Source organism: Bacillus sp. PK6-026, from assembly GCF_054161455.1.
This window is the reverse complement of record NZ_CP096418.1, coordinates 371,014-393,731: the sequence shown is the minus strand read 5'-3', so window position 1 is coordinate 393,731 and position 22,718 is coordinate 371,014. Positions and strand designations below refer to the sequence as shown.

At 48.6% G+C, this 22,718-nt stretch carries 11 protein-coding genes and 1 riboswitch; of the genes, 2 read left to right on the top strand and 9 right to left on the bottom strand.

Annotated features, from left to right (window positions below):
- Positions 1-14: 14 nt before the first annotated feature.
- The 7 genes from licA to M1D59_RS02015 all read right to left on the bottom strand — a co-directional run bounded on the left by licA (position 15) and on the right by M1D59_RS02015 (position 19,427).
- Positions 15-10,766 carry a lichenysin non-ribosomal peptide synthetase LicA gene (gene licA / locus M1D59_RS02045; RefSeq protein WP_458117747.1) on the bottom strand — a complete coding sequence of 3,584 codons (10,752 nt, stop codon included), beginning with the start codon at positions 10,764-10,766 and terminating at the stop codon, positions 15-17.
- Between the two features lie 184 nt (positions 10,767-10,950).
- Positions 10,951-11,037, bottom strand: a riboswitch (cyclic di-GMP riboswitch).
- Positions 11,038-11,504: 467 nt separating this feature from the next.
- Positions 11,505-12,317, bottom strand: a complete 813-nt coding sequence (locus M1D59_RS02040) for an ABC transporter permease (RefSeq protein WP_101561643.1) — start codon at positions 12,315-12,317, stop codon at positions 11,505-11,507.
- Complete coding sequence (locus M1D59_RS02035; protein WP_020450103.1) at positions 12,310-13,176, bottom strand: ABC transporter permease; 867 nt, start codon at positions 13,174-13,176, stop codon at positions 12,310-12,312. The genes M1D59_RS02040 and M1D59_RS02035 overlap by 8 nt, the downstream gene beginning before the upstream one ends.
- Positions 13,163-14,281 carry an ABC transporter ATP-binding protein gene (locus M1D59_RS02030; protein WP_458117746.1) on the bottom strand — a complete coding sequence of 373 codons (1,119 nt, stop codon included), beginning with the start codon at positions 14,279-14,281 and terminating at the stop codon, positions 13,163-13,165. The genes M1D59_RS02035 and M1D59_RS02030 overlap by 14 nt, the downstream gene beginning before the upstream one ends.
- A gap of 9 nt (positions 14,282-14,290) precedes the next feature.
- Positions 14,291-15,373: an ABC transporter substrate-binding protein gene (locus tag M1D59_RS02025; protein WP_271725745.1), complete on the bottom strand. Its 1,083-nt coding sequence runs from the start codon at positions 15,371-15,373 to the stop codon at positions 14,291-14,293.
- Between the two features lie 2 nt (positions 15,374-15,375).
- A complete protein-coding gene (locus M1D59_RS02020) occupies positions 15,376-17,370 on the bottom strand; it encodes a hydantoinase B/oxoprolinase family protein (protein WP_458117745.1) in 1,995 nt (664 codons plus the stop codon).
- A 2-nt stretch (positions 17,371-17,372) separates the two neighbouring features.
- Complete coding sequence (locus M1D59_RS02015) at positions 17,373-19,427, bottom strand: hydantoinase/oxoprolinase family protein (RefSeq protein WP_224146479.1); 2,055 nt, start codon at positions 19,425-19,427, stop codon at positions 17,373-17,375.
- Between the two features lie 403 nt (positions 19,428-19,830).
- On the opposite strand from M1D59_RS02015, the gene M1D59_RS02010 reads away from it, so the two are divergent.
- A complete protein-coding gene (locus M1D59_RS02010; protein WP_075212964.1) occupies positions 19,831-20,571 on the top strand; it encodes a ribonuclease YeeF family protein in 741 nt (246 codons plus the stop codon).
- Positions 20,572-20,976: 405 nt separating this feature from the next.
- Here the strand turns inward: M1D59_RS02010 and M1D59_RS02005 are convergent, their stop codons facing one another.
- Together M1D59_RS02005 and M1D59_RS02000 are read right to left on the bottom strand one after the other, a co-directional pair.
- Positions 20,977-21,780, bottom strand: a complete 804-nt coding sequence (locus M1D59_RS02005) for a serine/threonine protein kinase (RefSeq protein ID WP_458117744.1) — start codon at positions 21,778-21,780, stop codon at positions 20,977-20,979.
- Positions 21,781-21,785: 5 nt separating this feature from the next.
- Positions 21,786-21,956 (bottom strand): hypothetical protein, encoded by a 171-nt coding sequence (locus M1D59_RS02000; RefSeq protein WP_023855671.1) that lies wholly within the window; start codon positions 21,954-21,956, stop codon positions 21,786-21,788.
- Between the two features lie 302 nt (positions 21,957-22,258).
- On the opposite strand from M1D59_RS02000, the gene M1D59_RS01995 reads away from it, so the two are divergent.
- On the top strand, positions 22,259-22,705 hold the full coding sequence (locus tag M1D59_RS01995) for a NucA/NucB deoxyribonuclease domain-containing protein (protein WP_020450096.1): 447 nt from the start codon (positions 22,259-22,261) through the stop codon (positions 22,703-22,705).
- Positions 22,706-22,718 lie beyond the last annotated feature (13 nt).

The following is a 22,718-nucleotide window of genomic DNA, read 5'->3' as shown; positions in this document are numbered from 1 at the left end:
ACCTCGTTTTTTTGTTAGAAAATCTCCATCAATTTATCTAATTCTTCAAGCGTGAGTTCGTCATCTCCAAGATCGCTCGGGGTCAGTTCGCCCCCATCCCGCTCTAAGCAATGATCGATCAATTGCAGCAAATAAGTTTTAAAGCTTGCGGCGACAGCGGCGACGGTGCTTTCTTTATATTCGAGTGAATGATAAGCGATTGACATTGTCAAAATGCCGTCTTCGATATAGCCGACGATGTCCAGCGCATTCGGTTTTTCCGTTTCCGGGCTGAGCGGATCGCCGGATGGCAAAGTTGATCTCGTGAACAGACCCGAATCCGCCATCTCTGTAAACTGGCCCAAATAGTTGAAGCTGATATCATGCTTGATCGGCTTCGCCTTTTTGCCTTCTTCGGTCAAATAACGATAAATGCCATAGCCGATTCCTTTATTCGGAATGTGGCGCAATTCTTCTTTGATCTGTTTGATTTGATAGCCGATATCCCCTGAATGGCGCATTTGAATCAGCGCCGGGAACTGGCTTGTAAACCAGCCGACCGTCCGGGAAATATTCAAGCCGTCTATGATGTCCTCCCGGCCGTGTCCCTCTAAGCAGATGATAAAGTCTTCCTGCCCCGTCCACTCTTTCAGCGCCAAGCCCAACGCCGTAAGCAAAATGTCGTTCATTTCCGTGTTATATGCTTCATGAACTTTTGTCATCAACTGTTCCGTTTCTTCTTTTGAGAGGGAAAACTCAGCCGTTTTCGTATGGCGCATCCGCTTGTCCTCTGCTTCATCGTCTTTCGGGAGCGCTGCCGTCTCCGCCTGTTCGATTTCCTGCCAATAGCCGATTTCTTTTGCGAAAGCTTTTGACCCTGCATATTCTTCCAGGCGAGCCGCATATTCAGCAAAAGAGTGCGTCTTGTCTTGAAGAATAATCGGCTCCCCTTTTTCAGCCTGGGCGTACCCGGCGGCGAAATCCTCAAGGAGGATTCTCCATGAGATTCCGTCCACAACGAGATGATGAATAACTATGAGAAGATGATCGCCTTGATCCGTTTTAAAGATCGCCGCTTTCAAAAGCGGGCCTTCGGTTAAATCGATACTGCTTTGAATCCGGTTTGATGCCTTCAACACGGCAGCTTCAAGTTCAGCGCCCGATTCATTGAAGCGGATGACTTCAGGGCGAACCGCTGTTTCTTCCAGCCCTCTGTTGTACTGAACAATCCCGTCTCCATTTCGTTGATAAACCATGCGAAGTGCGTCATGATGTTCGATCAGCTTGCTTAAAGCCTTGCCTGCCGTTTCCGGGTCGAATCCCGTTAAAGCGTGAAGCATGACCGACTGATTCCAGTGATGCTCGTTCGTAAATTTGCGTTCGAAGAACCAACGCTGAATCGGCGTCAATGTGACTTCCCCTTCGACAGGGTTCTGATCGATCGGCTGATCGTCAGCCGCTTGAACATAAGCACTCAGCTCTCCGATCGTCGGGTGCTGAAACAAGTCCTTCATCTCCAGCTTCCACCCGTGCTGCTGAAGCCGGCTTGCCATTTGAATTCCTTTGATCGAGTCCCCGCCGAGCGCGAAGAAATTGTCTGTGATCCCGATTCGGTCTATACCGAGAACCTCCTGCCAAATGTCCGCCAACAGCTGTTCCGTTTCTGTAAGCGGCGCTTTGTATTCGGCTGTCTGCGCTTCGACGTCAGGCTGAGGCAGCGCCCTTCGGTCGACTTTTCCGTTCGCCGTAACCGGAAGCTCTTTAAGCTGCACCCAGAATGACGGTACCATATAGTCCGGGAGCGTCTGCGCCAGCTTCCGGGCGAGGCTTTCTGTATCAAGCTGTTCATTCGCAACGACATAGCCGCACAGCGCTTTGTTGCCGCAGGCGTCTTCGATGTCGGTGACGACGGCCTCCTGCACTTCAGAGAGCAGCGCGAGCTGGACTTCGATTTCAGAAAGTTCGATCCGGAAGCCGCGGATTTTCACCTGCTGGTCGATTCGGCCGATGTACTCAAGCCGTCCGTCTTCCAGCCATTTGACCGCGTCCCCCGTCCGGTACATGCGCTCGCCCGGCACAAACGGGTCTTCCGTAAAACGCTTCGCCGTTTCCTCTGGCTTGTTCAGATAGCCGCGCGCAAGCCCGCGGCCGGCGATGCACAGCTCACCCGCGACACCGACAGGCTGGACTTCGTTGTTTTGTCCAAGCACATACGCCCGCGTATTGGCGATCGGCTTTCCGATTGAAAGCATTCCTTCATCAGGATCAATCGCCGTGCTCGTCGCGACGACCGTGTTTTCCGTCGGTCCATAGTTGTTGACGAGCGTGTAGGAGCGTTTTGCGATCCGTTTCAGCTTGTCTCCGCCCGTAAGCAGCACGCGCAGCGACTGGTTGTCCAGCTCCATGAACTGTTCGCACAACTGTGTCGGCAGGAACGTGATCGTTATTTTGTTCTCTTCAAAGTATTGATTTAAGCGCGTAATATCCATCCGGGTCGCTTCATCAATGATGTGAAGCTCCGCTCCGGCGATCCAATACGGGAACATCTCCCAAACGGAAGCGTCAAAGCCGAAGCCGGCATATTTCGCGCTTTTGTCCTGTTCGGTGACCTTAAAGGCGTCATTATGCCAATAACACAAATTCACAAGCGACCGGTGTTCGACCATGACGCCTTTCGGCTGGCCGGTCGTGCCCGATGTGTAGATCAAGTAGGCCAGGTTGTCTGACTGTGTACCTGCCTGTGGGTTCACCTCATCGTCTTTTGTGATTTCTTCGCTCAGCATCGAATCGAGAAGAAGTGTTTCACCGCTGAATTCTTCAGGTGCGGCTAAGTTTGTTTGCGTCAGAAGCAGCTCTGCGCTGCTGTCTTTCAGCACGTATCCGATCCGTTCAGCCGGATAGCTAGGATCGATCGGCACATAGGCCGCTCCCGCTTTCAAAATCGCGAGCACGCCAGCGGCCATTTCAAGCGAAGGCTTGACCATGATCCCGATCCGCTGTTCAGGACGGGCCCCTTTTTCGATCAGCAGCCGGGCCAGACGGTTCGCCCGTGCGTTCAGCTCTTTATACGTCCACTTCACGCCGTTGTACACCGCTGCCCCACGGTCAGGCGTGCGGAGAACTTGCGCTTCGAACAGCTCATGGACCGTTTTGTCCTCCGGCACAGCCAGTCTCGTCTCATTCCAATTTTGGACGATTCGCCGTTTTTCTGCTTCATCCAGAAGCGAAAGCTCTGAAAGGCGGGCATCCGGATTTTCGGCAACCGCTTCGAGCAGATTGACCCAGTACCCGCGCCAGCGCTCGATCGATTCATGCTTAAAGAGAGCTGTATTGTATTCCATTTCAAAAACGAGAAGTCCGTCCTCTTCCGCCGCTGTCAGCGTCAGGTCAAACTTCGCGGTCTGATGGGCAAAATCATACGGCTTGAGTGTGATCCCTTCCATTGACAAGTCCTTCAAATCGGCATTTCGCATTGAAAAGACGGCATCAAACAATGGGTTTCGGCTCATGTCGCGCTGGATGTTCAGCTTCTCGATGAGTTCTTCAAACGGGTAATCTTGATGCTCAAACGCGCCGAGCGTCGTTTCTTTCACTTCCTCAAGGAATGCAGAAAACGGCTTGTCTCCTTCAGGACGCGTTCTTATTGCAAGCGTATTGACAAACATGCCGATGATCCGGCTCAAATCAGTATGCGGCCGCCCGGCAGCCGGAGAGCCGATAATGACCTCGCTCTGTCCGCTCAGTTTGGATAAAAGCGCGCTGTATGAGGCAGCGAGCACCATGTATAAAGTGCTGTCCGTTTCCTTGGCCAGTTTTCTCAGCTGCTGGACAAGCTCCGGTTTCAGCGCAAAGCTGAGACGGCTTCCTTCAAACGTTTGAATAGAAGGACGCGGATAGTCTGCCGGAAGCGTCAAAACAGGCAGCTCGCCGGCCAGCTCCTTGAGCCAGTATTCCTCCTGCACTTTGTGCCGTTCTGTCAGCAGATGCTGCTGCCATACAGAAAAGTCTTTATACTGAATCCTCAGCGGTTCAAGCGCCTCTCCCGCATAAAGCTTTGTCATTTCATCGATCAGGACGCTGACAGAAGCGCCGTCTGAAATGATATGATGCATATCCACAAGCAAAAGATGTTTTTCTCCCGTGAAACGTATGATGCTCATTCTAAATAACGGGGCTTTTGTTAAATCAAACGGCCTGATGAATTCTTTAATCAGCTTTTCCGCTTCTTGTTCATCTGCATCGATGACATCAATGGTCAATTCCGCAGCTTCCCAAATCCGCTGAACAGGTTCGCCGTCCTTGATTTCAAATGTCGTGCGGAATGCTTCATGGCGCTTGATCAGCATTTGCGCGGCAGACTCGAGGCGCTTCAAATCAAGCTTCCCTTCAAGCTGGAGAACGGCCGGCATGTGATAGCTTTTCTCAGCGCCTTCAATCTGCTGTAGGACGTACAGCCGTTTTTGCGCCGAAGATACCGGGTACGTTTCCTGATCCGGCGCCGCTTCAATATAAACGGCTGATTTTTTCTCAGTTTTTTCCGCAGCCTGCGCCAGGGTTTCGATTGTCGGCGCCTGGAACAAATCTTTCAGCTGCAGATCAACATTCATCTCTTGCTGGATACGGGCAATGAGCGTCATTCCGATTAAAGAGTGTCCGCCAAGTTCAAAGAAATTGTCATGCACACCGATTTTCGGTACATTGAGCACCTCCTGCCAAAGATCGGCAAGCTGTGCTTCTGTTCGGCTCCTTGGCGCCGTATATTCCTTTTGCGCGGCCTGCGTGACATCCGGCTCAGGCAGCGCCCTTCTGTCGACCTTTCCATTGCCTGTGAGCGGAAGCTCCTGAAGCTGCATAAACACGGACGGGATCATGTAGCCCGGCAGACCTTCTGCCGCATATCGGCGAAGCTCTTCACTAGAAAGCTCCTGATCGGCCGTAAAGTAAGCACAGATCATTTGATCTCTCTTCCCGGTGTCAACAGCAAGAACAGCGGCTTCCTGTACCATTTCATGTGTGAGGAGATTGTGCTCGATTTCGCCCAGCTCGATCCTCTGTCCGCGAATTTTGACCTGATGATCAATCCGTCCGATAAATTCGAGACATCCGTCGTCGGCAAGCCATCTCGCCATATCGCCCGTCCGGTAAATCTTCTCACCGGTTTTGAACGGATGTTCCGTAAACTTTTCAGCCGTCAGTTCCGGGCGGTTAAAATAGCCGCGGACAAGGCCGTCTCCGCCGACGCACAATTCTCCCGCAACCCCTGCCGGCTGTACATTGCCGAATGAATCAAGAATCAGAACCTCCGTATTGCTGACAGGCTTTCCGATCGGTATAGCCTGCGCATCGTCCGGCACTTCGTTGACTGGATAATAGGTTGTAAAGACAGTGCTCTCAGACGGGCCGTACATATGAAGCAGCCGTCCTTTGCCAACTGTGTTCAGAGCTCTTCTGACATGATCGACAGATGCACGTTCGCCGCCGAACAGAACCCTGCGGAGTCCCTTCAAACTGTCCGGCCGCATGTCTGTCAGCAGATTGAATAATGCGGTCGTGATCATTAAGACGGTAACCTTTTCTTTTTCAAGTACATGTGCGAGCCGGCTCATATCAAGAATCGTGTCTTTTGGAGCTATCACCAGCTTGGCGCCGTTCAGCAATGAACCGAACACATCAAACATAAAGGCATCAAACACGTAATTTGAAATTGAAAGAACGATATCGGATGTCATCACATCCAAGTAATTTGTGTTTTTTACCGTACGCAATATATTCCGGTGAGAAACCATATTGCCCTTAGGCGTCCCAGTCGTTCCGGATGTATACGTTAGATTGGCCATTGCTTCCGGTGAAATCGGAAGGCGCAAATCAGACGCATCTCCCAGATAAAGGTGTTCATCCTCAAGAAATAGAATGTCGCTGCCAAATTCAGCCGCCTCAGCGAACGGCTTCATCGCCTTTTGTGCTAAAAGAACCGCCGCTCCGCTGTCCTCGAAGAAATGTTGCACACGTTTTTCAGGATGATCCGGATCGATCGGCACATAAGCAGCGCCAGCTTTCAGCACAGCGAGAATGCCGATGACCATTTCAGCCGACCTGGCGGTGAGAATGGCTGCCGTCGTGCCGGGCTGCACACCTCTTTCGCGGAGGCGCCTCGCCAATTGGTTCGCTTTCCGATTGAGCTCACCGTATGACCATACTTTGTCTTCAAATTGCAGGGCGGGATGTCCGCCTCTTTCTGCCGCCTGTTTCTCAAATAGCTGAACGATCGTTTTCTCCCGCGGATAATCGCTTGCCGCGGGGTTGAACGCGACGAGCTGACGATTCGTTTCCTCTTCTGTCAAAAGGCTGTACTCGCCGATTCTGCGCAGCGGATCAGCCGTCATGCCCTCCAGAAGGTGCAAATATGCTTTCAGCATCCTTTCTGCCGTATCTTTTTTAAACAGCTTCGTACTGTAATCCAAATCGAGAATCAATTCTCCCTGCTCTTCTTTCGCCTGCAGCGTCAGGTCGAACTTTGCAATATTGAAGTTCGTTTCATAAATCGAGAGGTGCAAATCGCCGAGCATCGGAATGTCTTCCCATGCATTTTGCAAAATAAACATCGTGTCAAAGACGGGATGACGGCTTAAATCGCGCGATGCACCAACCTTTTCCGCAAGCCGCTCAAACGGATAATCCTGATGCTCAAAAGCGTCGATTACCGTTTTCTTTACATCATGTAGGAAGTCTCTGAACGTTCTGCCCGACTCCACTTTTGAACGGATCGCCAGCGTATTGACAAACATGCCGATGATTCCTTCCAGATCGGAATGTCTGCGGCCGGCCGCCGGCGTTCCGACGATCACATCTTCCTGCCCGGAGTACTTTGCTAGCAGCATGTTGTATGCGGCCAGCATGACCATATACAATGTCGCGCCGTTTTGCTCTGCCAGCACGGCTAATTTTTCTTTCATGTCTTTTGGCAGGACTGCGGATACCCTGTCTCCTTCAAAGCTTTGAACAGACGGCCTCGGCTCATCCGTTATCAGCTGCAGTACGGGAAGCTCTCGGGCGAACACGCTTTGCCAATAAGCCTCTTCTTTTTGAAAACCTTTTTGTGCCTGCGTCCTTTGCCAGAAAGCATAATCTTTGTAATGCAAATTCGGCTCCGGCAGTTCTTCCCCTTTATACAGTGCGGCCAGCTCATTCAATATGATCGAAATCGACACGCCGTCAGACACAAGATGATGCATATCGAACAACAGCACATGTCTGCCGTCTGCGAGACGGACGAGACCGGCTCTCATCAGCGGAGCTTTGGCGAGATCAAAGCGGCGGACAAAAGATTTTGCCATTTGTTCGATCGGCTTCCCATCTGCTTCAACCTTCTCAATCTTGAACTGAACCCTTTGATGAATATTCTGTCTCGGCTCGCCATCGACAACTGTAAACGAAGTCCGCAGCGCCTCATGCCTGTCAATCAGTTTTTGAAAAGCAGCTTCAATGCGCTGAACATCGAGGGTGCCCTCAAGCATCGCCGCGGCCGGCATATTGTAGCCGACTCCGGCATCCTCCAGCTGGCTGACGATATAAATTCGCTGCTGCGCCAATGAGAGAGGATAATCGTCACTTTCCGGCGCCGGTTCAATTACCGTGTATCCGTCTTTCTCCGCTTCAGAAACAAAGCCGCTTAACGCCGCCACTGTCGGTTTTTCGAACAGGACTTGCAACGGAACCTCGACACCGAAAGCTTTATAAATTTTTGCCAGCATGGCCATCGCTTTGAGAGAATGGCCGCCCAGTTCAAAAAACTGGTCGTGGATTCCGACTTGTTCAGTTCCGAGCACTTCCTGCCATATACCCACCATTTTTTCTTCATATTCATTTCTCGGTGCCGCATACTCTGCAGTCCCGCTGACAGAGACTTCATGGCGAAGCAGCGCTTTCCGGTCGACTTTGCCGCTTCCCGTCAGCGGTATTTCATCAAGCTCGACAAAGTGGGAAGGTATCATATAGTCAGGCAGATGCTTGGATAAATGCTCCCTCAGCCCCTGAAGGTGAATTTCCCCGCTTTGTTTTGGCACGACATAAGCGCAAACCTCAAGGCTGCCGCCGGTTTCGGGCCGCGCGAGGACAACTGCTTTTCCGACAGCAGGGGCTCCTTGCAGCACCGACTCTATCTCACCAAGCTCGATCCGGTAGCCGCGGATTTTCACTTGATCGTCTTTTCGGCCGATGAAATCAACCGTACCGTCAGGAAGCCAACGTACTGCATCCCCTGTTCGATACATGAAACCTCCGGGGACAAACGGGTCTTCCAAGAACTTGTCTGCGGTCATGTCAGGTAAGTTCAAATAGCCTCGGCCGACTCCGTCTCCTGCAATATACAATTCCCCTTCGACACCATCAGGAAGGAGTGCACCGTTTTCATCCAAAATATAAAAACGGTTGTTTCCAATCGGTCTGCCGATCGGGACATAGGCCGTATCGCCTTGAAGATCTGCGTGGTTTGTCATCGTAAAAGAAGAAGCATCCACACAAGTTTCAGTCGGGCCGTAAACATTCGTTACATCAGGCACGGATTCAGCTGTTTCTGCAAATAATTGAAGCAGCCTTTCCGTTGCGACCCTTGATAATGCCTCTCCTCCAACAAGCATATGCCTCAGTTTGACACCTGAAAGATCATCGGCAGCAGACAAAAGCTGCAAATGAGCCGGCGTACCGTCTGTCACATCGATTTGATGGCGGCGGTAATAATCCGATAAAGCGCGTCCGTCGGAAACCGTCTTTTTCGGTACGATGTACAACGTTTGGCCAAGCAATAGAGACGTAAAAATCTGCTGAACGGAAGCGTCAAAATGAAACGGAGCCAGAAGTGCCAGCTTCAAATCATCCTGATCATATGCACCAACGGCCTGCTGAAGCCCTCTTACAAGGTGGTGGACCTGCCTGTGTTCAATCATGACGCCTTTTGGACGGCCCGTTGTCCCGGAAGTATAAATGATATATGCAAGGTGCCCGGCGCCTGCCTCTGAAGACGGATGACCGTTTTCCAGCGATTCAGAAAGCGCTTCGCTGAACCGCACAGTTTCGGCCGTTTCAAAAGTCAGCCCGCTGTCTGTGATAACCGCTTTGACCTTTGAATCCTCCAGCATAAAGCGAATTCTTTCTTCCGGAAATCCGGGATCGATCGGTACATAAGCTCCGCCGGCTTTCAAAACGCCCAGCATCGCCGTAATAACCCGCTCTGACCGCTCCATCACTATCGCAGCCGGAGCGTCAGGCCCGATGCCTCTTCTTCGAAGCGCCCTTGCCAGACGATTCGATTGTTCATTCAGCTCACGGTACGAAAGTTTTTGTCCTTCATATACAACGGCGGTTTTTTCGGGATGATCGGCTGCTTTTTGTTCGAATAAACCGTGCAGGGTCATGTTCTTGTCATATGCGATGGTTTGGCTTGATGCACGCTTTAACAGCCGCTCTTTTTCAAATGCGGGAACAATCTCCAGTTCAGCGATTGTTTTTTGCGGAAACAACAAGGCATCTTCAAGCAGCGTCATCAGCCGTTCATATAAAACGGCCATTTCTTCACAGGTGAAAAGCTCCTCCCTGTAATCAAAATCAATCGCAAGCGTCCCGGTATCCCATCTCTCTTTCACGTGAATGGAAATATCGTTTACTTCACTGCCGCTGAAAATCGGCTCAGTAAGAAATGACAACGTTTCTTTCCTCTGCCATTGCATAACTTGATATTCCAGTGAGACGGCGAACAATTTGCTGACATGCGGCTGTCTTTCCCGCAAATCATTAATCAGCAGATTGTACGGATACTTTTGATGCCGAATGATCTTCAGCTGATCTTTCATTCTTTCCTGCACAAATGCACTAAAGTCCTGGTGTACATCAATGGAGGCTTTCATTGGAATCGTCGATACGAACATCCCGAGCATCTGTTTTTCTTTTGCATTTGTCCGGTTACCCATAAATGTTCCGAGAACGACGTCTTTTTGTCCGGTTATCCGGTGCATATAAATGTGCAAAATGGATAAGAACAGGGAGAGCACACTTATGTTGTGTTCCTTACAATACGTTTGAATTTTTTTATACAGGACAGGGGAAATCTCTTTTGAAAAGCGGGCTGCATTCAATTGGATCTGATACGTATCGCTCGCCTTTAACGATACGGGCTCCGGAATCACTTCATATTGTGCGTTCCAATATGCTTTATCCTTCTGGAACCGCTTCGAATTTTCATACTCCAACTCACTCTGAATATGTTCCGTAAATGATGACTGAACAGGTTCGAGGCCGGTTTCCCCTTTAGCAAGCTTCAAATAAATGTCTGTAATGCGGTTGCCCAAGATCGTCATCGAAATACCATCGGAAATCATATGATGAACTTTTGCAAAAAACCAGCTTTCTTCCTCACTGATGCGAACGACGGCAAATTTAAACAGCGGACTTTCATACAAAGGCAGGGGTCGGCGCGCCTCAGCTTGTCCCCATTTAAGAACGCCGTCCGCTCCTCCGATTTCTGAAGCGTCGAAATATTCAATCCGGAAAGGTTCGTCTTCCGCTATATATTGCTTCGGCTCATCCCCTCCTTCAAACAACAGTCTGAATCGCATGGTTTCATTTGTACGGACAAACTGGCGAATGGCTTCAGTCAATAACCCGGAATCGATTCCGGAGGCAGATTTTAATTTTCCAAAACCGCTCAAATTTGAAACACTTGTGCCGGGATAGAACTTTTCAGTGTACCAAATTCTCCTTTGAGCATGTGTCAGCGGGTAACATGTGTTTCCCATTTTTTATTCCTCCTTTATCTTTTGCTATGTATGACGATGCGAACAGCCAAGCCGCAATGCAATGTTGCGGTATTGCGATGAGCGAAAAACGCTGTCACAGATTTGTCATTTCCAATAAAACATTATTTTGGAAATAAAAAAGAAAAGAGTCCACCCGAATAAAAACGGGCGAACTCCCTGTTTATTCGGCAACCTGTCAACCGTAGCACCGTCAGTACCTTAGGCCATGGCTTTGCGTCCCTGCGTTTCCGCAGGTTTGCCTTTATCTGCTTTTATTGATATAAATTCATTTTCTGCTCACAGTTCACTTTAAATGAAAATTTTGTTTTTTTCACCGAAAAATAGGTGAAAAGTTTCATGCGGGATGCCGAATGTTATCCATGAATGTTAATGCGTGATACCGAAATCGACAAAAAAATATGCGGGAAAACGAAAAAAACCGCTTAATTCCGCAAAAAATTCCAAATCCTAGATAAAGAATATATTAAAATATTAAAAAAACAGCCTTAACTTCATGAATAAATCATGAAAATCCGTTAAGGCTTAGGCGTTTTCTTTTACAATGTTCATTCAAATAAAACGTTTCTTTTACCCAGCCGTTTAAACTAATACGAGAAAAGACAAACAGCTTGCGAAAACATTGAAGCAGAACGGAAAATCACTGAACTGTCTCCTCCTAAACGGTATCTTGAAATACTTTCGGTGTTCCATACAAAAAAGCAGGCTGAGTTTCGCCTGCTACACGGTTTTTGAAAGCCCGATCGTCCGCTCGATGATGATCAGCGCGATCACTGAAACTGTGATAAAAATAACCGAAATCGCATTAACACTCGGATCAAACGTCTGGTCAATATAGCTGAACGTGCGCACCGGTACAGGCGTGACAGCAGGTGAAGAAACAAACAGACTGATTGATACTTCCCCGAATGACGTCACAGCGGCAAAAACGGCTCCCGCAATGATTCCCGGTTTAATGAGCGGCAAGGTAACATGAAAAAAGGTATACCATGGACCTGCGCCAAGATTCATGGATGCCAGTTCAAGCTTCGGATCCACGTTCGCCATGCTGACGCCGACCGTCCGTAAGACATACGGAAGGCTGATCAGCATATGCCCGGCGGCCAGGCCGGCAAATGTGCCGTTTACCCCAAGCATTGTCAATAAATAGAGAAATGACACGCCTAATGCGATTTGAGGAATCATCAACGGCGATAAAATAAAAGCTTGAATCCCCTGTTTTCCAGGAAAGTTCAGCCGCGCCAATGCATAAGCTGCAACTGTTCCGAGGATCACCGCAAGAGGCGTTACAACGAGGAGCAGCATACCGCTGACCCAAATCGATTCCATCCAGCCGCTGCTGCTGAAAACTCCGGCAAACCAGCGCAGCGAGACGCCGGATGGCGGGAACTTCGGATATTCGTCCGGGCTGAAAGCCGACAGTATAATCACAAATACAGGCAGCGCCAAAAAAAGGTATACCAATAAACCCGCCGCCCAAACGCACACATCAATCCACTTTCCCCCAGACAAACGGCGCAATCGTCTACCCATTTATTCTCGCCTCCCAACGCTTTTGGAAAAAGCCAAGGATTCCAATAACCACGCTGACAACGGCTAATAAAGTAATCGACATAGCTGCTGCAAGAGGAAGATGAAAGACTTGCATGACCTGCTGATAGATTGATAACGGCAGCAGCGGCTGCATCCTTCCGCCGACGAGAAGAGGCGTAATATAGCTTCCGGCCGAAAGCGAAAACACGATCATTGCTCCTGTCAGCAATCCTGGAACCGTCATTGGCAAGGTCACGAAAAAAAATGTCCGAAGCCTCCCCGCTCCAAGGCTCATCGAAGCAAATTTAAGATCCGGTTTCATTTCGTTTAAAGAACCGGCAAGCGGCAGCACAGCAAACGGCAGCATAACCTGGACATATGCGATGATGACGGCGTTCATATTCCATAAAAGCGGCAGGGGCTTTTCAATCAGCTTCAAGCTGATAAGCGCCTCATTGACGATCCCGTTTTGCGAAAGCAGCACAATCCAGGAAAACGTCCGAATGACAACACTGGTCAGTAAAGGAGAAACAAGCAATATATAAAACAAAGCCCGCAGCCTGCCGGTCGGCGCCTTAACGAGTAAATATGCCGCCGGATACGCCATCACAAGGCATAATACAGTGGTCTTCAACGCCGTCCAAAGCGTTATACCGATTGTTTTCAAATAAATGTCCGAAGAGAACACTTCGACATATTGAGAAAAACTGTACGTATCGAGCGTATTCATCATAGCGTCCACGTCTCTGAAACTTAATAACAGCAGCAGAACAAGCGGCAACACGAGAAAAACGCCGAGAAATAAAAGGACGGGAACAAGCAAAACCCAATAAAACCGTTTTTGTTCAAGAGCACCCATCTGCATCCTCCTTTACATCGAGCGGAACAAAATCGTCCGGATCCAAAGAAAGATACACTTGATCCCCCGCCTTCGGCAATCTTGGAAATTGAGGATCGGGCGCCTGAATGATCCATTCTCCTTTGAAAACAGCGGCTTTCAGCCTGAGAGCATGCCCGGCATAACTGACTTCCGTTATCGTTGCAGGCATTTCAATCAGCCTGTTCTTCTGCTTCTTGAAAGAGACTGAGATTCTCTCGGGCCGCACCATGAACAATACAGAGGATTTTTTTAAGAGATTCCGGCTGATTTCAAAAGTCAGCGGAACACCTTCATATATTTCAAAATCGACCGCTTCATAGCCATAAACGCCTGATGAAGGCTGTATCTTCGACGCACGCGCTTTCAGCAAATTGACCTGTCCGATAAATTCGGCGACAAATTGATTAGCAGGCGTGCGGTACACGTCCAACGGAGTGCCGAGCTGCTGAAGCCTGCCGCAGCCGAGGATTCCAATTCTGTCTGATAAGCTTAAAGCCTCCTCCTGATCGTGCGTCACTAAAATCGTTGTAATACCGACGCGCTTTTGGATGCTGCACAGCTCCGTCTGCATTTCTTTTCGAAGTTTCGCATCCAAGTTGCTCAGCGGCTCGTCTAGCAATAGCACAGACGGCTGAATCGCCAATGCCCGGGCAATCGCCACCCGCTGCTGCTGGCCCCCGCTCAGCTGACGGGGCATGCGATTAGCAAACGCTTCAAGCCTGACAAGGGCGAGGCTTTCCATCACCCGTTCTTCAATCTTGCGGCGGGGCCATTTTCGAACTTTCAATCCGTATGCAACATTGTCAAATACGCTGAGATGCGGGAATAAAGCATAATCCTGAAAAACCATTCCAATATGTCGGTCGTATGGCGGCAAATCAGTTACATCTCTTCCTCCTAAATATACAAACCCTGACGTCGGTTCAAGGAACCCGGCAATGATATGAAGGAGCGTTGACTTTCCGCAGCCGCTCGGACCGAGGAGAGAGAAAAATTCCCCTTCTTTGACTTCAAGCTGTACGTCTTCCAATGCGATGGTGTTTCCGAAATGCCGGCTGACATGCTGAATCTGAATTGCGCTCATGTTTGTCACCTATTTTCCGCCAAGTACTTGATTCCAGCGATTTGTCCAATCGCCTAGATCTTTTGCCGCGACTTCATAGTCAACCCATTTTAAATTCCTGTAATAGTCCTCCCCTACTTTAATCTTTCCTTTTAATTTATCGCTGTATTTCACTTTTTTATTGGCCATGCCGTAAAATGTTCTATCGGCAAAATCTCCTTGCACTTTTGGACTGAGCAGGTGATTTAACAGCTTGTATGCGTTATCCTGATTAGGGCTTCCTTTCATCAAAGCCCAGCTTGCAACTGCTGCGACGGCACCTTCCTCGGGATATGCAAATCCCAGGTCAAGACCGGCGTCCTGCAAAGAAAAAGCGCGTCCGTCCCAAAACGGGACAACCCATGCATCCCCGCGTTCCAAAAGTGTTTGTATCGAGCCCGGATTATCGGGATAGGCTGTTATGTTGTTCTTTAAATCCGCCAAACTGTTGAACGCTTTATCCACGTCTTTCCCATTTGACTCCAGGCCGCCCTGGGCATTGATTAATCCTACAAAAAACTGAAGTCCCGCCGAATAAGCCGGCGATGATATGGCCACATGACCTTTATAACTGCTGTTCCAAAGATCCGTCCAGCGTTTAGGCTCCTGCGGTACAAGGTCCTTTCGGTAGACAATTCCGAGCTGCCCCATACTGAAACCGGCCGCATACTGCTTTCCATCATCAGTGAAGCGTTTCTGAACGGAATGATACAGATCGCGGATATTCGGAACCTTTTCCTGATCGATTGGCGCCAGTAACCCCGCCGACTGTGCCCTGTGAATCGTATCCGGCTGCAGGATTAAGAGATCATACGGAGCATTTCTGCCATTTGCAGCTTTGAGCTTTGTAAACCACTCAGAGTCTGTCCCTGCGACGACTTTGACCTTCAGCCCTGTTTCTTTTTCAAAAGATTCAAGGCTAGGCTTAATATGTTTTTCCCAATCGCCTCCATAGACGCCGATAACGACTGTATCTGATTGTTTGCTTTCCTGACTACCTTTTCCGCCGCAGCCCGAAAGAAGGAGCACCGCTACAAGAGACAGAATAAATAAAGCAGAAATTTTACTTTTCATTGTCATCTCACCATTCCCGTGTTATTTTTGCCAGCCAGTTTTTCCACAGCGGCCGCAACATCGCCTTTGCTGATCGAACCGTTATGTTCTTTTGAAAAATAACGGTGGACTAGATGTTTAACATGTGATCTTTGATGAGCCGGAAACTGTCGCAGAATCCGGGCCAATGTGCTGCTGGCTTCCTCTGTCCAGCACCGTTCGTATTCTTCTCTAGCAAGCCCGAAATCCCAATGTTTCCGAGGTTCGCCTGCTTTCTTTTTTCTGATTTCAGCTGTTTCTTCCAGATCAATAATGAATGAGCCTGCATCGTTTTCTTTTACAGCCGCGCCGTATTGATGGTATGCCGCTTCCGGGCTCAGCAAGCCCGATTCAACTTCCCTCAAAATCGATTCAGCTTCCCGGCTGTATGGATCTCCCCAGCCTCCGCCGCCAGGCGAATGAATGCTGATAACATCCCCTTTGTTGAGCTTTAAAACGTCGATCTTCGAAATCGTTTTCTCCTGAGGCTGCTCCGGATAAAGACGCACCCGTCCGAGCGCTCCTGCCGTTCCCCCGGCGAGCCCCCACGGATGAAATCGCATTCTCTCCATCCCTCTTGCGGTCACAATTGATTCTGGCGCCGTCGCTTCAAACTCCAGCCCGATTGCATGGCCGCCCCTGTGAAAACCGGCTCCGGCGGTATCTTTAATCAGCTCATAGCGGCGGACATGGATGTCAATGTGCTGTTCAAGGCTTTCAATCGGCGTATTTTTTAAAAATCCGGATGCATGGTCAATACCGTCTGCTCCGTCCATGTCATGCTGGCCGCCTCCTCCGCCTCCCATCGGTTCGACCACAGACATCTTCCGGCCGCCCTTTGATTCGTCGGGAACCGACAGTACGACAATCGCTGACTGACCGGCGCCTGCTGCAGGCACAGCTTTCGGAAGCGCCTTGGCCAAAGCGCCCAGTACGGCATTATAAAGTCTCATCGTAATCGAATGACGAATTCCGACGGCCGCTGGATATTCCGGATGAACCAGTGTACCTTTCGGAGCGATGACTTTGATCGGCCTTGTCAGTCCCCCGTTAACCGGAATATACGGGTCTTCACTTATGATAAAGTTGATCAGGCCCTGAAATAGAAATGAATGTTTGCTTCCATTAGTGACAAGGTTAAATGCGGTTTTCACCTGGGGATCACAGTCTGAAAAGTCCAATGTGATTTCCCCTCCCGAGACGTTTGCCGTAACAGCCAAGCGGATCGGAACGTCAGAAATCATATCGTCATCAAGATAATCTGAAAAACTGTATGTGCCTTCCGGAATCCCGCTGATAACCCGGCCGGCTCTCATCGCTGCTTGTTCGAGCAAATCATACATTCCTTGTTGGACCGCTTCTTTTCCAAACTTGCCGACCATCTCTGTCAATCGGTTCTCCGCCGTATTGACCGCGGCCACCATCGCATGAATATCCCCTTCATTTAAGTCGGGAACCCTGCTGTTTGCCCGCAGCACATTCAATATATCGCGATTTTCTCTTCCCGCTTTGTAAATTCTCACCGGCGGTATCCTCAGGCCTTCCTGATGGATGTCTGTCGCTGTCGGCGAAATGCTTGCCGGAACAAGGCCGCCGACATCGCTGCAATGGACAAAACACCACGCGTAACTGATGACCTCGCCCTCCATGAAAATCGGCTTCACTACATGTATATCAGGCAAGTGGGTCGCCAATCCGTCCGTTGTATAGGGATCATTTGTGAGGATAATGTCTCCCGGTTCAAATGGGCCGCTTTCTTCGATGATACGTTTTAATGAAAGGCCTAAAAAAATCGTGACGCCGACCGTTTTCGGATAAACGAAAAACTCCCCTTCCGGCGTCGCAAGCGCAGTAGCGAAATCAGCTGACTCTTTTACAAATGTGGTAAAGGACGTCCGTTCAATAACGTGTCCCATTCCCGCGGCTATCGCGTTAAAGTAGCTTCTCATCATTTCCAGCCGGGCAGGATCTGTGCGCATGGTCAGCTCTCCTTCCGTTCAATGATCAAATTTCCGGCATGATCAGTTTTTCCGCTCCAATTTGGCAAAATCAGCGTCGTTGTATCATCTTGCTCAACAATGGCCGGCCCATTTATTCTCTGACCGCACCTTAAATCTGAACGTTGGTATACAGCGGTTTGATATGTACCGCCTTTTATGATGATCTTTCTTTGGCTGACCGGTTCAGCCTCGGGCAGCTCACTTCGGCCTCCTTTTCCGCCTGGCGGCTTCGGTGTCTTGCCTATGATGCGGACGCGTATATTCATCAACTCAATGCTTGCTTTCTCATCGCTGTGTCCATATTGCTTTTCATGTAAGAGGTGAAAGGAGTCCGCGATTTCACTCGTGCTTTTGCCTTCCAGGCATTCCGGTGAAACAAGGAGCTCAATTTCGTATGCCTGACCTTTATAACGGGCATCAAGCAAGTAAAGAAGAGAGATTTCCGGCAGCATCTCCGCCTGCTGTTTCCGCAGCCATGTTTCCGCTTGCTCTTGCAGCCTTACAAACTCCGCTTTTAACTCGGCCGTTTTTATTTGTTCAAGCAGCACCTGTCTTGAACATACAGCATCATAAATAAAATCCGCCGTCAGTGCGCCCAAAGCGGACAAGGTTCCCGGATGCGGCGGGATCAGCACATTTTTGGCCTGAATTTCCTCAGCCAAAAAATTAGCAGTGACCGGTCCTGCGCCCCCAAAGGCCATGAGGCTGAATTCACGCGGGTCAAACCCGTTTTGCTCCATAACATTGCTTAGTTCCGTGTACATATTGGCAAGCGCAACCTGAATCATCTGATCCGCGGCCTGCTCCACATCTGTGCCTAAATATTCGGCAACCGGGAGGAGCGCTTTTTCGGATCTTTCCCGGTACAGTTTCATATTTCCTGATGCAAACCGGTTTGGATTTAAATAATGACATATAAGAAACGCATCTGTAAGTGCGGCCTTTGTTCCTTTTCCGTAACAAGCCGGCCCCGGATCAGATCCAACTGACTCCGGTCCTACTTTCAAGAGACCTCCGCTGTCAATCCATGCCACCGACCCTCCGCCAGCACCGATCGAATACATCGCTACAGACGGAATCGTAATCGGAAATCCAGAGATTTGATTTGACTGTGTAAAAGTCGGCTCCCCTTCTTCAACAATCGAAATATCCGCGCTAGTTCCTCCGACATCAAATGTGATGATATTCGCCTCTCCGGCGGTTTCCGCCGTTCTGATGGCACCGATGACCCCTGCTGCCGGTCCGGAAAAAAGCGTTTTGACAGGTGCCTCGGCAGCCGATTCAATGTCCATCAGTCCTCCGTTAGACTGGGTGATAAACGGCTGCGCTGAAATTCCTTCCAGGGCGAGCCTCTCTTTCAGCGTTCGAAAGTAGTGATGGACATTCGGTTTGATGTATAGGTTTGCGACGGCCATAACCGTCCGTTCGTATTCCCTCATTTGCGGCCAAAGCTCCGCAGACGTTGCAACCTCAAGCTCAGGTGCTATTTGTCTGATCCGTTCTGCAGCCTGGCGTTCATGAAGCGGATTCCGATAGCTGTGCAAAAAAGAAACAACGATTCCTTTTAATCCTTTTCTTAAAACTTGTCCAACCGCCTCATCGATCTCTTCCTTATGGAGCGGCAGATTTTCAGAGCCGTCATAAAGCATTCTTTCTTGAATGGGAAACACGTTTTTCCGGGGAATAAGGGGCTCCGGCATTCTCGATCTAAAATCGTACGGTATCGGAAGCCGGAGGCGTTGAAGCGAAAGAATATCACGAAAACCTTCGGTTACGAATAAAGCAATATCAGCCCCTTTGCGTTGTAATAATGTGTTCAAACCGATTGTCATGCCGTGTACGAAGTGATGAATTTCTGAAGGGTGAACACCCTGGGTCTTCAAGAGAGCCAAACCGTTGATGATCCCTTGGGCCGGATCTTCGGGAACGGTCGGCGTTTTAACTGCGGTCATGCTCCCGTCCGCCTGGTTTAACAATGTAAGATCGGTAAAAGTTCCTCCAATATCAATTCCAAGCCGATAACCTTCTTCATTCACTCCCGATCCCCCCTTTTAAAAATATCCTTTTTTAAAAATATTTTACTATTATACTAATCAAGCATGAGAAAGTAGTCAATTATGTTTAATTACAATATTCCGAGTCTTTTTTATTTAATATTTAATTTTAAGATACCATATCATCACATTTTCAATTGTGTTGTTCACAGTATTTCACATTTTTAGTTGTCTGCTTTTCTTCAGTCCGACGACACAACTCCGCCATAAAAGGGACTAATTAACTATTAAATCAAAAGTCTTCTATCACGACAAAAAGCCTAAAGAGCTTACAAATTTGATCACAAAGATTCATTTTCATGGATATTCAGGATTTATTGCCCAATCCCCTGTGACAAAGTGGTACACTCTGTACTATATAAGTCGCAGGAAGGGCAGATTTCCAATGAAAGTCTACGAAGCGGAAACCCTATTATCAGCTATGAAGCAAAGATCTGATGAATATAAAAACTTGAGAGAACAGCTCGTCAGCTTAAAACAATCGTTAAACAGCGTCGCAGAACTTGATGAGTTCCAAGGAAAAGGCGCTGATGCCATTAAAGCGTTTTACAGAGACCAATCAGGGATCGTAGACGGCTGGCTGGATTTAGCTGATATGCAGATTCAGTTTCTGAATGGTGTATCTGCTGCGGCCGAAAATGCCGGACTTTCAGAGGACACATTCGTTGATGTTCAATTTCTTGAACAGGAGCTTGCAAATGTCCACATTCACTCTCAAAACATGGTCTCCGCACAGCAACAAGAACTGTCTAATATTTTAGGACAGATTGATGATTTAATATCGCTACAGCCGTTCTCTTCCGATGAAATCAAACAGCAGCTCGATGCTGCAAATCAAAACAGAAAAGACACGATTAAAGCTGTCGAGGATCTTGACGGGCTGCTCAAAAGAGAATACTCGGCCTCTGAGCAAATTCAGCAAATGATCCAGTCCGACTACTCCGCCTTGATCGACGCAACAGGAAAAGGGAAAAATGCATCTCCGCTAAACTACAATTCACATATCTATCAAAACAGCGAAGTCTACAAACTGAAACAGCGTATGCATCAAGAGGCCAGAAGCTACATCGCAAATAAACAAAAACAGTATGAAACAAAAAAAGCCGAAAAAGCAGAGGAACTTTAGGCTTTCAAATTGTTTAAAACCCCGTTTTCACAACGGGGTTTTTTGTTCATCTTGTCAAAACGTCTCCGTCTTAACCGATATGTATATACTGGTGAAACAAAAGGAGGAATGCAGTAAAAGAGAAAACGATTTAAATTGAAAATGGGGACAAAAATTAATCTTCTCGCGTTGACAAAATCCCAAAACGACTTTTAGTTTTGGGATTTTGTCATCCTTTCAGCGTGACCCGCATCCCTTACAGTCTAGGAAGGCCGAGCATCGGAGAAGACTTTCACAGGATATAATGACGCGGTATTCAGGCAGGACGCCTCAGAACGTCAGCCTCCCGATCCTCCTTCTATTCGTCAGTCCGACTTAGCAGGCCTGACAACGACTGCGAGGGTTTGTCGACACGCTGGGCTGTCGTTAAAACGGATGCTTCATCTTTTTCGCCGTACAGGAAGTCAAGTCGCCGATAATATCTTCTGCACGCTCATACGGCTGATCAATTTGCAACATCTTCCTCAGAACGGATGTAAACCCGGACGATAGGCAGAGTTCTTCTTCCCAGCTTTTTTCTTCCTCGCCGGACGGAGTAAACTCGGAGTACAGGAGAAACAATGCGAAATGTCCCAGCGCATAAAAGTCACTTTTGACGGAAACAGCACGCATCAGCCTTTTTTCCGGGTGCCGGTCATCAACACGTTCTCTTTCAGTCAGATGGCATGCCAGTCCGAAATCTATAATGCGGATCGTTCCTCCGCTCACAATCAAATTGGGAATTCTCAAATCGCGGTGAATAATCCCTCTCCTGTGAAGAAATGAAACGCTGTGAAGCACTTCCTTCAATATGCTGATCGTTTGCTGTTCATCAAAGACATGTCCATCATAAAAGAGCAAATCTTCAAAGGTTTTTCCTTCGATATATTCCATTACGATAAACCGCTCGCCGGCCGCTTGAAGCACCTCATATATACGGGGCGCGGCAGGCAGATCCAATTCCCGCAAAATTTCAGCCTCGCGGTTGAAAGACCTCCGGCCGGCTGATGTCCATGCTTTTGTCTTTCTCTGCTGCTTGATGACGCGGAAACCGGCTCTCCCAAGTTCTTCGGCAAGATATGTGATACCGTAGCTGCCCATCCCGAGCACACGGTTGATTCGATATCTCCCCTCCAAGACGGTTCCTTTTTTGAGCGGGCGGTCAAACAGCCATCTCATCAATGTTTTCACGCGATTTAGCTGCTGCCGAAAAATTTCTTATGCTTTCTTTTGTAATGGTGATGACCGTACCCTTTTCTTTTATAATCGCTGCTGCTGTATTTTTTGTATGATTTCCGTCCGTAGTCACTGCTGCTGTATCGTCGGTTTTTACCGTTTTGAAGTGCCTTCAATAGCTTACGAAGCAACTCAGTCAGCTCCTTTTCTGTCTTGTATTTCATATCATTCGCGCAGGAAAGCTTGATAAAGGGGGCTCGAAAGTTTTTCTTCCATATGAGAAATTTAAATTTTGAACCTCTAAAACCTTCTAAACGAACCGGCAAAATTTTAAAAAAAGGCGATATGATAGACTAAAATTCAGCTTTTCAGGAGGAAAAACCTATTAATCTCCCCTTTATTTCTCAAATCATTTTTACGATAATAAAGTTGTATTTACTTCCGGCCCGCTGCGGCTGAGTGATTCAACTTATAAGAAAGCAGGACAACACGAATGGACAAAATTAAATCTTTGCTGATCACCTTGCTCGCCGTCGCCGTCGTGATCATCGGCATTATATCCGGCGATTTTTTCACTTCAGAACACCAGCCTTCAGGCCGGCAAAACGGCTCAGACTATGATGAAGTGCTGATTTTCCCGTCGGACCGCTATCCTGAAACAGGCGCGCACATTCGAAAGGCCATCAAGAAAGGGCATTCTAAAATCTGTACGATCGACAGGGACGGAGCCGACGAACGCCGAAAGGAATCGTTAAAAGATGTTCCTTCCAAATCGGGCTATGACCGCGACGAGTGGCCGATGGCCATGTGCGAAGAAGGCGGAACAGGTGCTTCCGTCGAGTATATCAGTCCTTCTGATAACCGTGGAGCAGGATCTTGGGTGGGCAATCAGGTAAGCGATTATCCGGACGGCACGAAAATACTTTTCAAGATTAAATAACACTGGAGGTACG

Excerpts from the sequence above, each read along its gene's own strand:
- licA (WP_458117747.1), bottom strand. The coding sequence starts at position 10,766 with ATGGGAAACACATGTTACCCGCTGACACATGCTCAAAGGAGAATTTGG.
- M1D59_RS02040 (WP_101561643.1), bottom strand. The coding sequence starts at position 12,317 with ATGGGTAGACGATTGCGCCGTTTGTCTGGGGGAAAGTGGATTGATGTG.
- M1D59_RS02035 (WP_020450103.1), bottom strand. The coding sequence starts at position 13,176 with ATGGGTGCTCTTGAACAAAAACGGTTTTATTGGGTTTTGCTTGTTCCC.
- M1D59_RS02030 (WP_458117746.1), bottom strand. The coding sequence starts at position 14,281 with ATGAGCGCAATTCAGATTCAGCATGTCAGCCGGCATTTCGGAAACACC.
- M1D59_RS02025 (WP_271725745.1), bottom strand. The coding sequence starts at position 15,373 with ATGAAAAGTAAAATTTCTGCTTTATTTATTCTGTCTCTTGTAGCGGTG.
- M1D59_RS02020 (WP_458117745.1), bottom strand. The coding sequence starts at position 17,370 with ATGCGCACAGATCCTGCCCGGCTGGAAATGATGAGAAGCTACTTTAAC.
- M1D59_RS02010 (WP_075212964.1), top strand. The coding sequence starts at position 19,831 with ATGAAAGTCTACGAAGCGGAAACCCTATTATCAGCTATGAAGCAAAGA.
- M1D59_RS01995 (WP_020450096.1), top strand. The coding sequence starts at position 22,259 with ATGGACAAAATTAAATCTTTGCTGATCACCTTGCTCGCCGTCGCCGTC.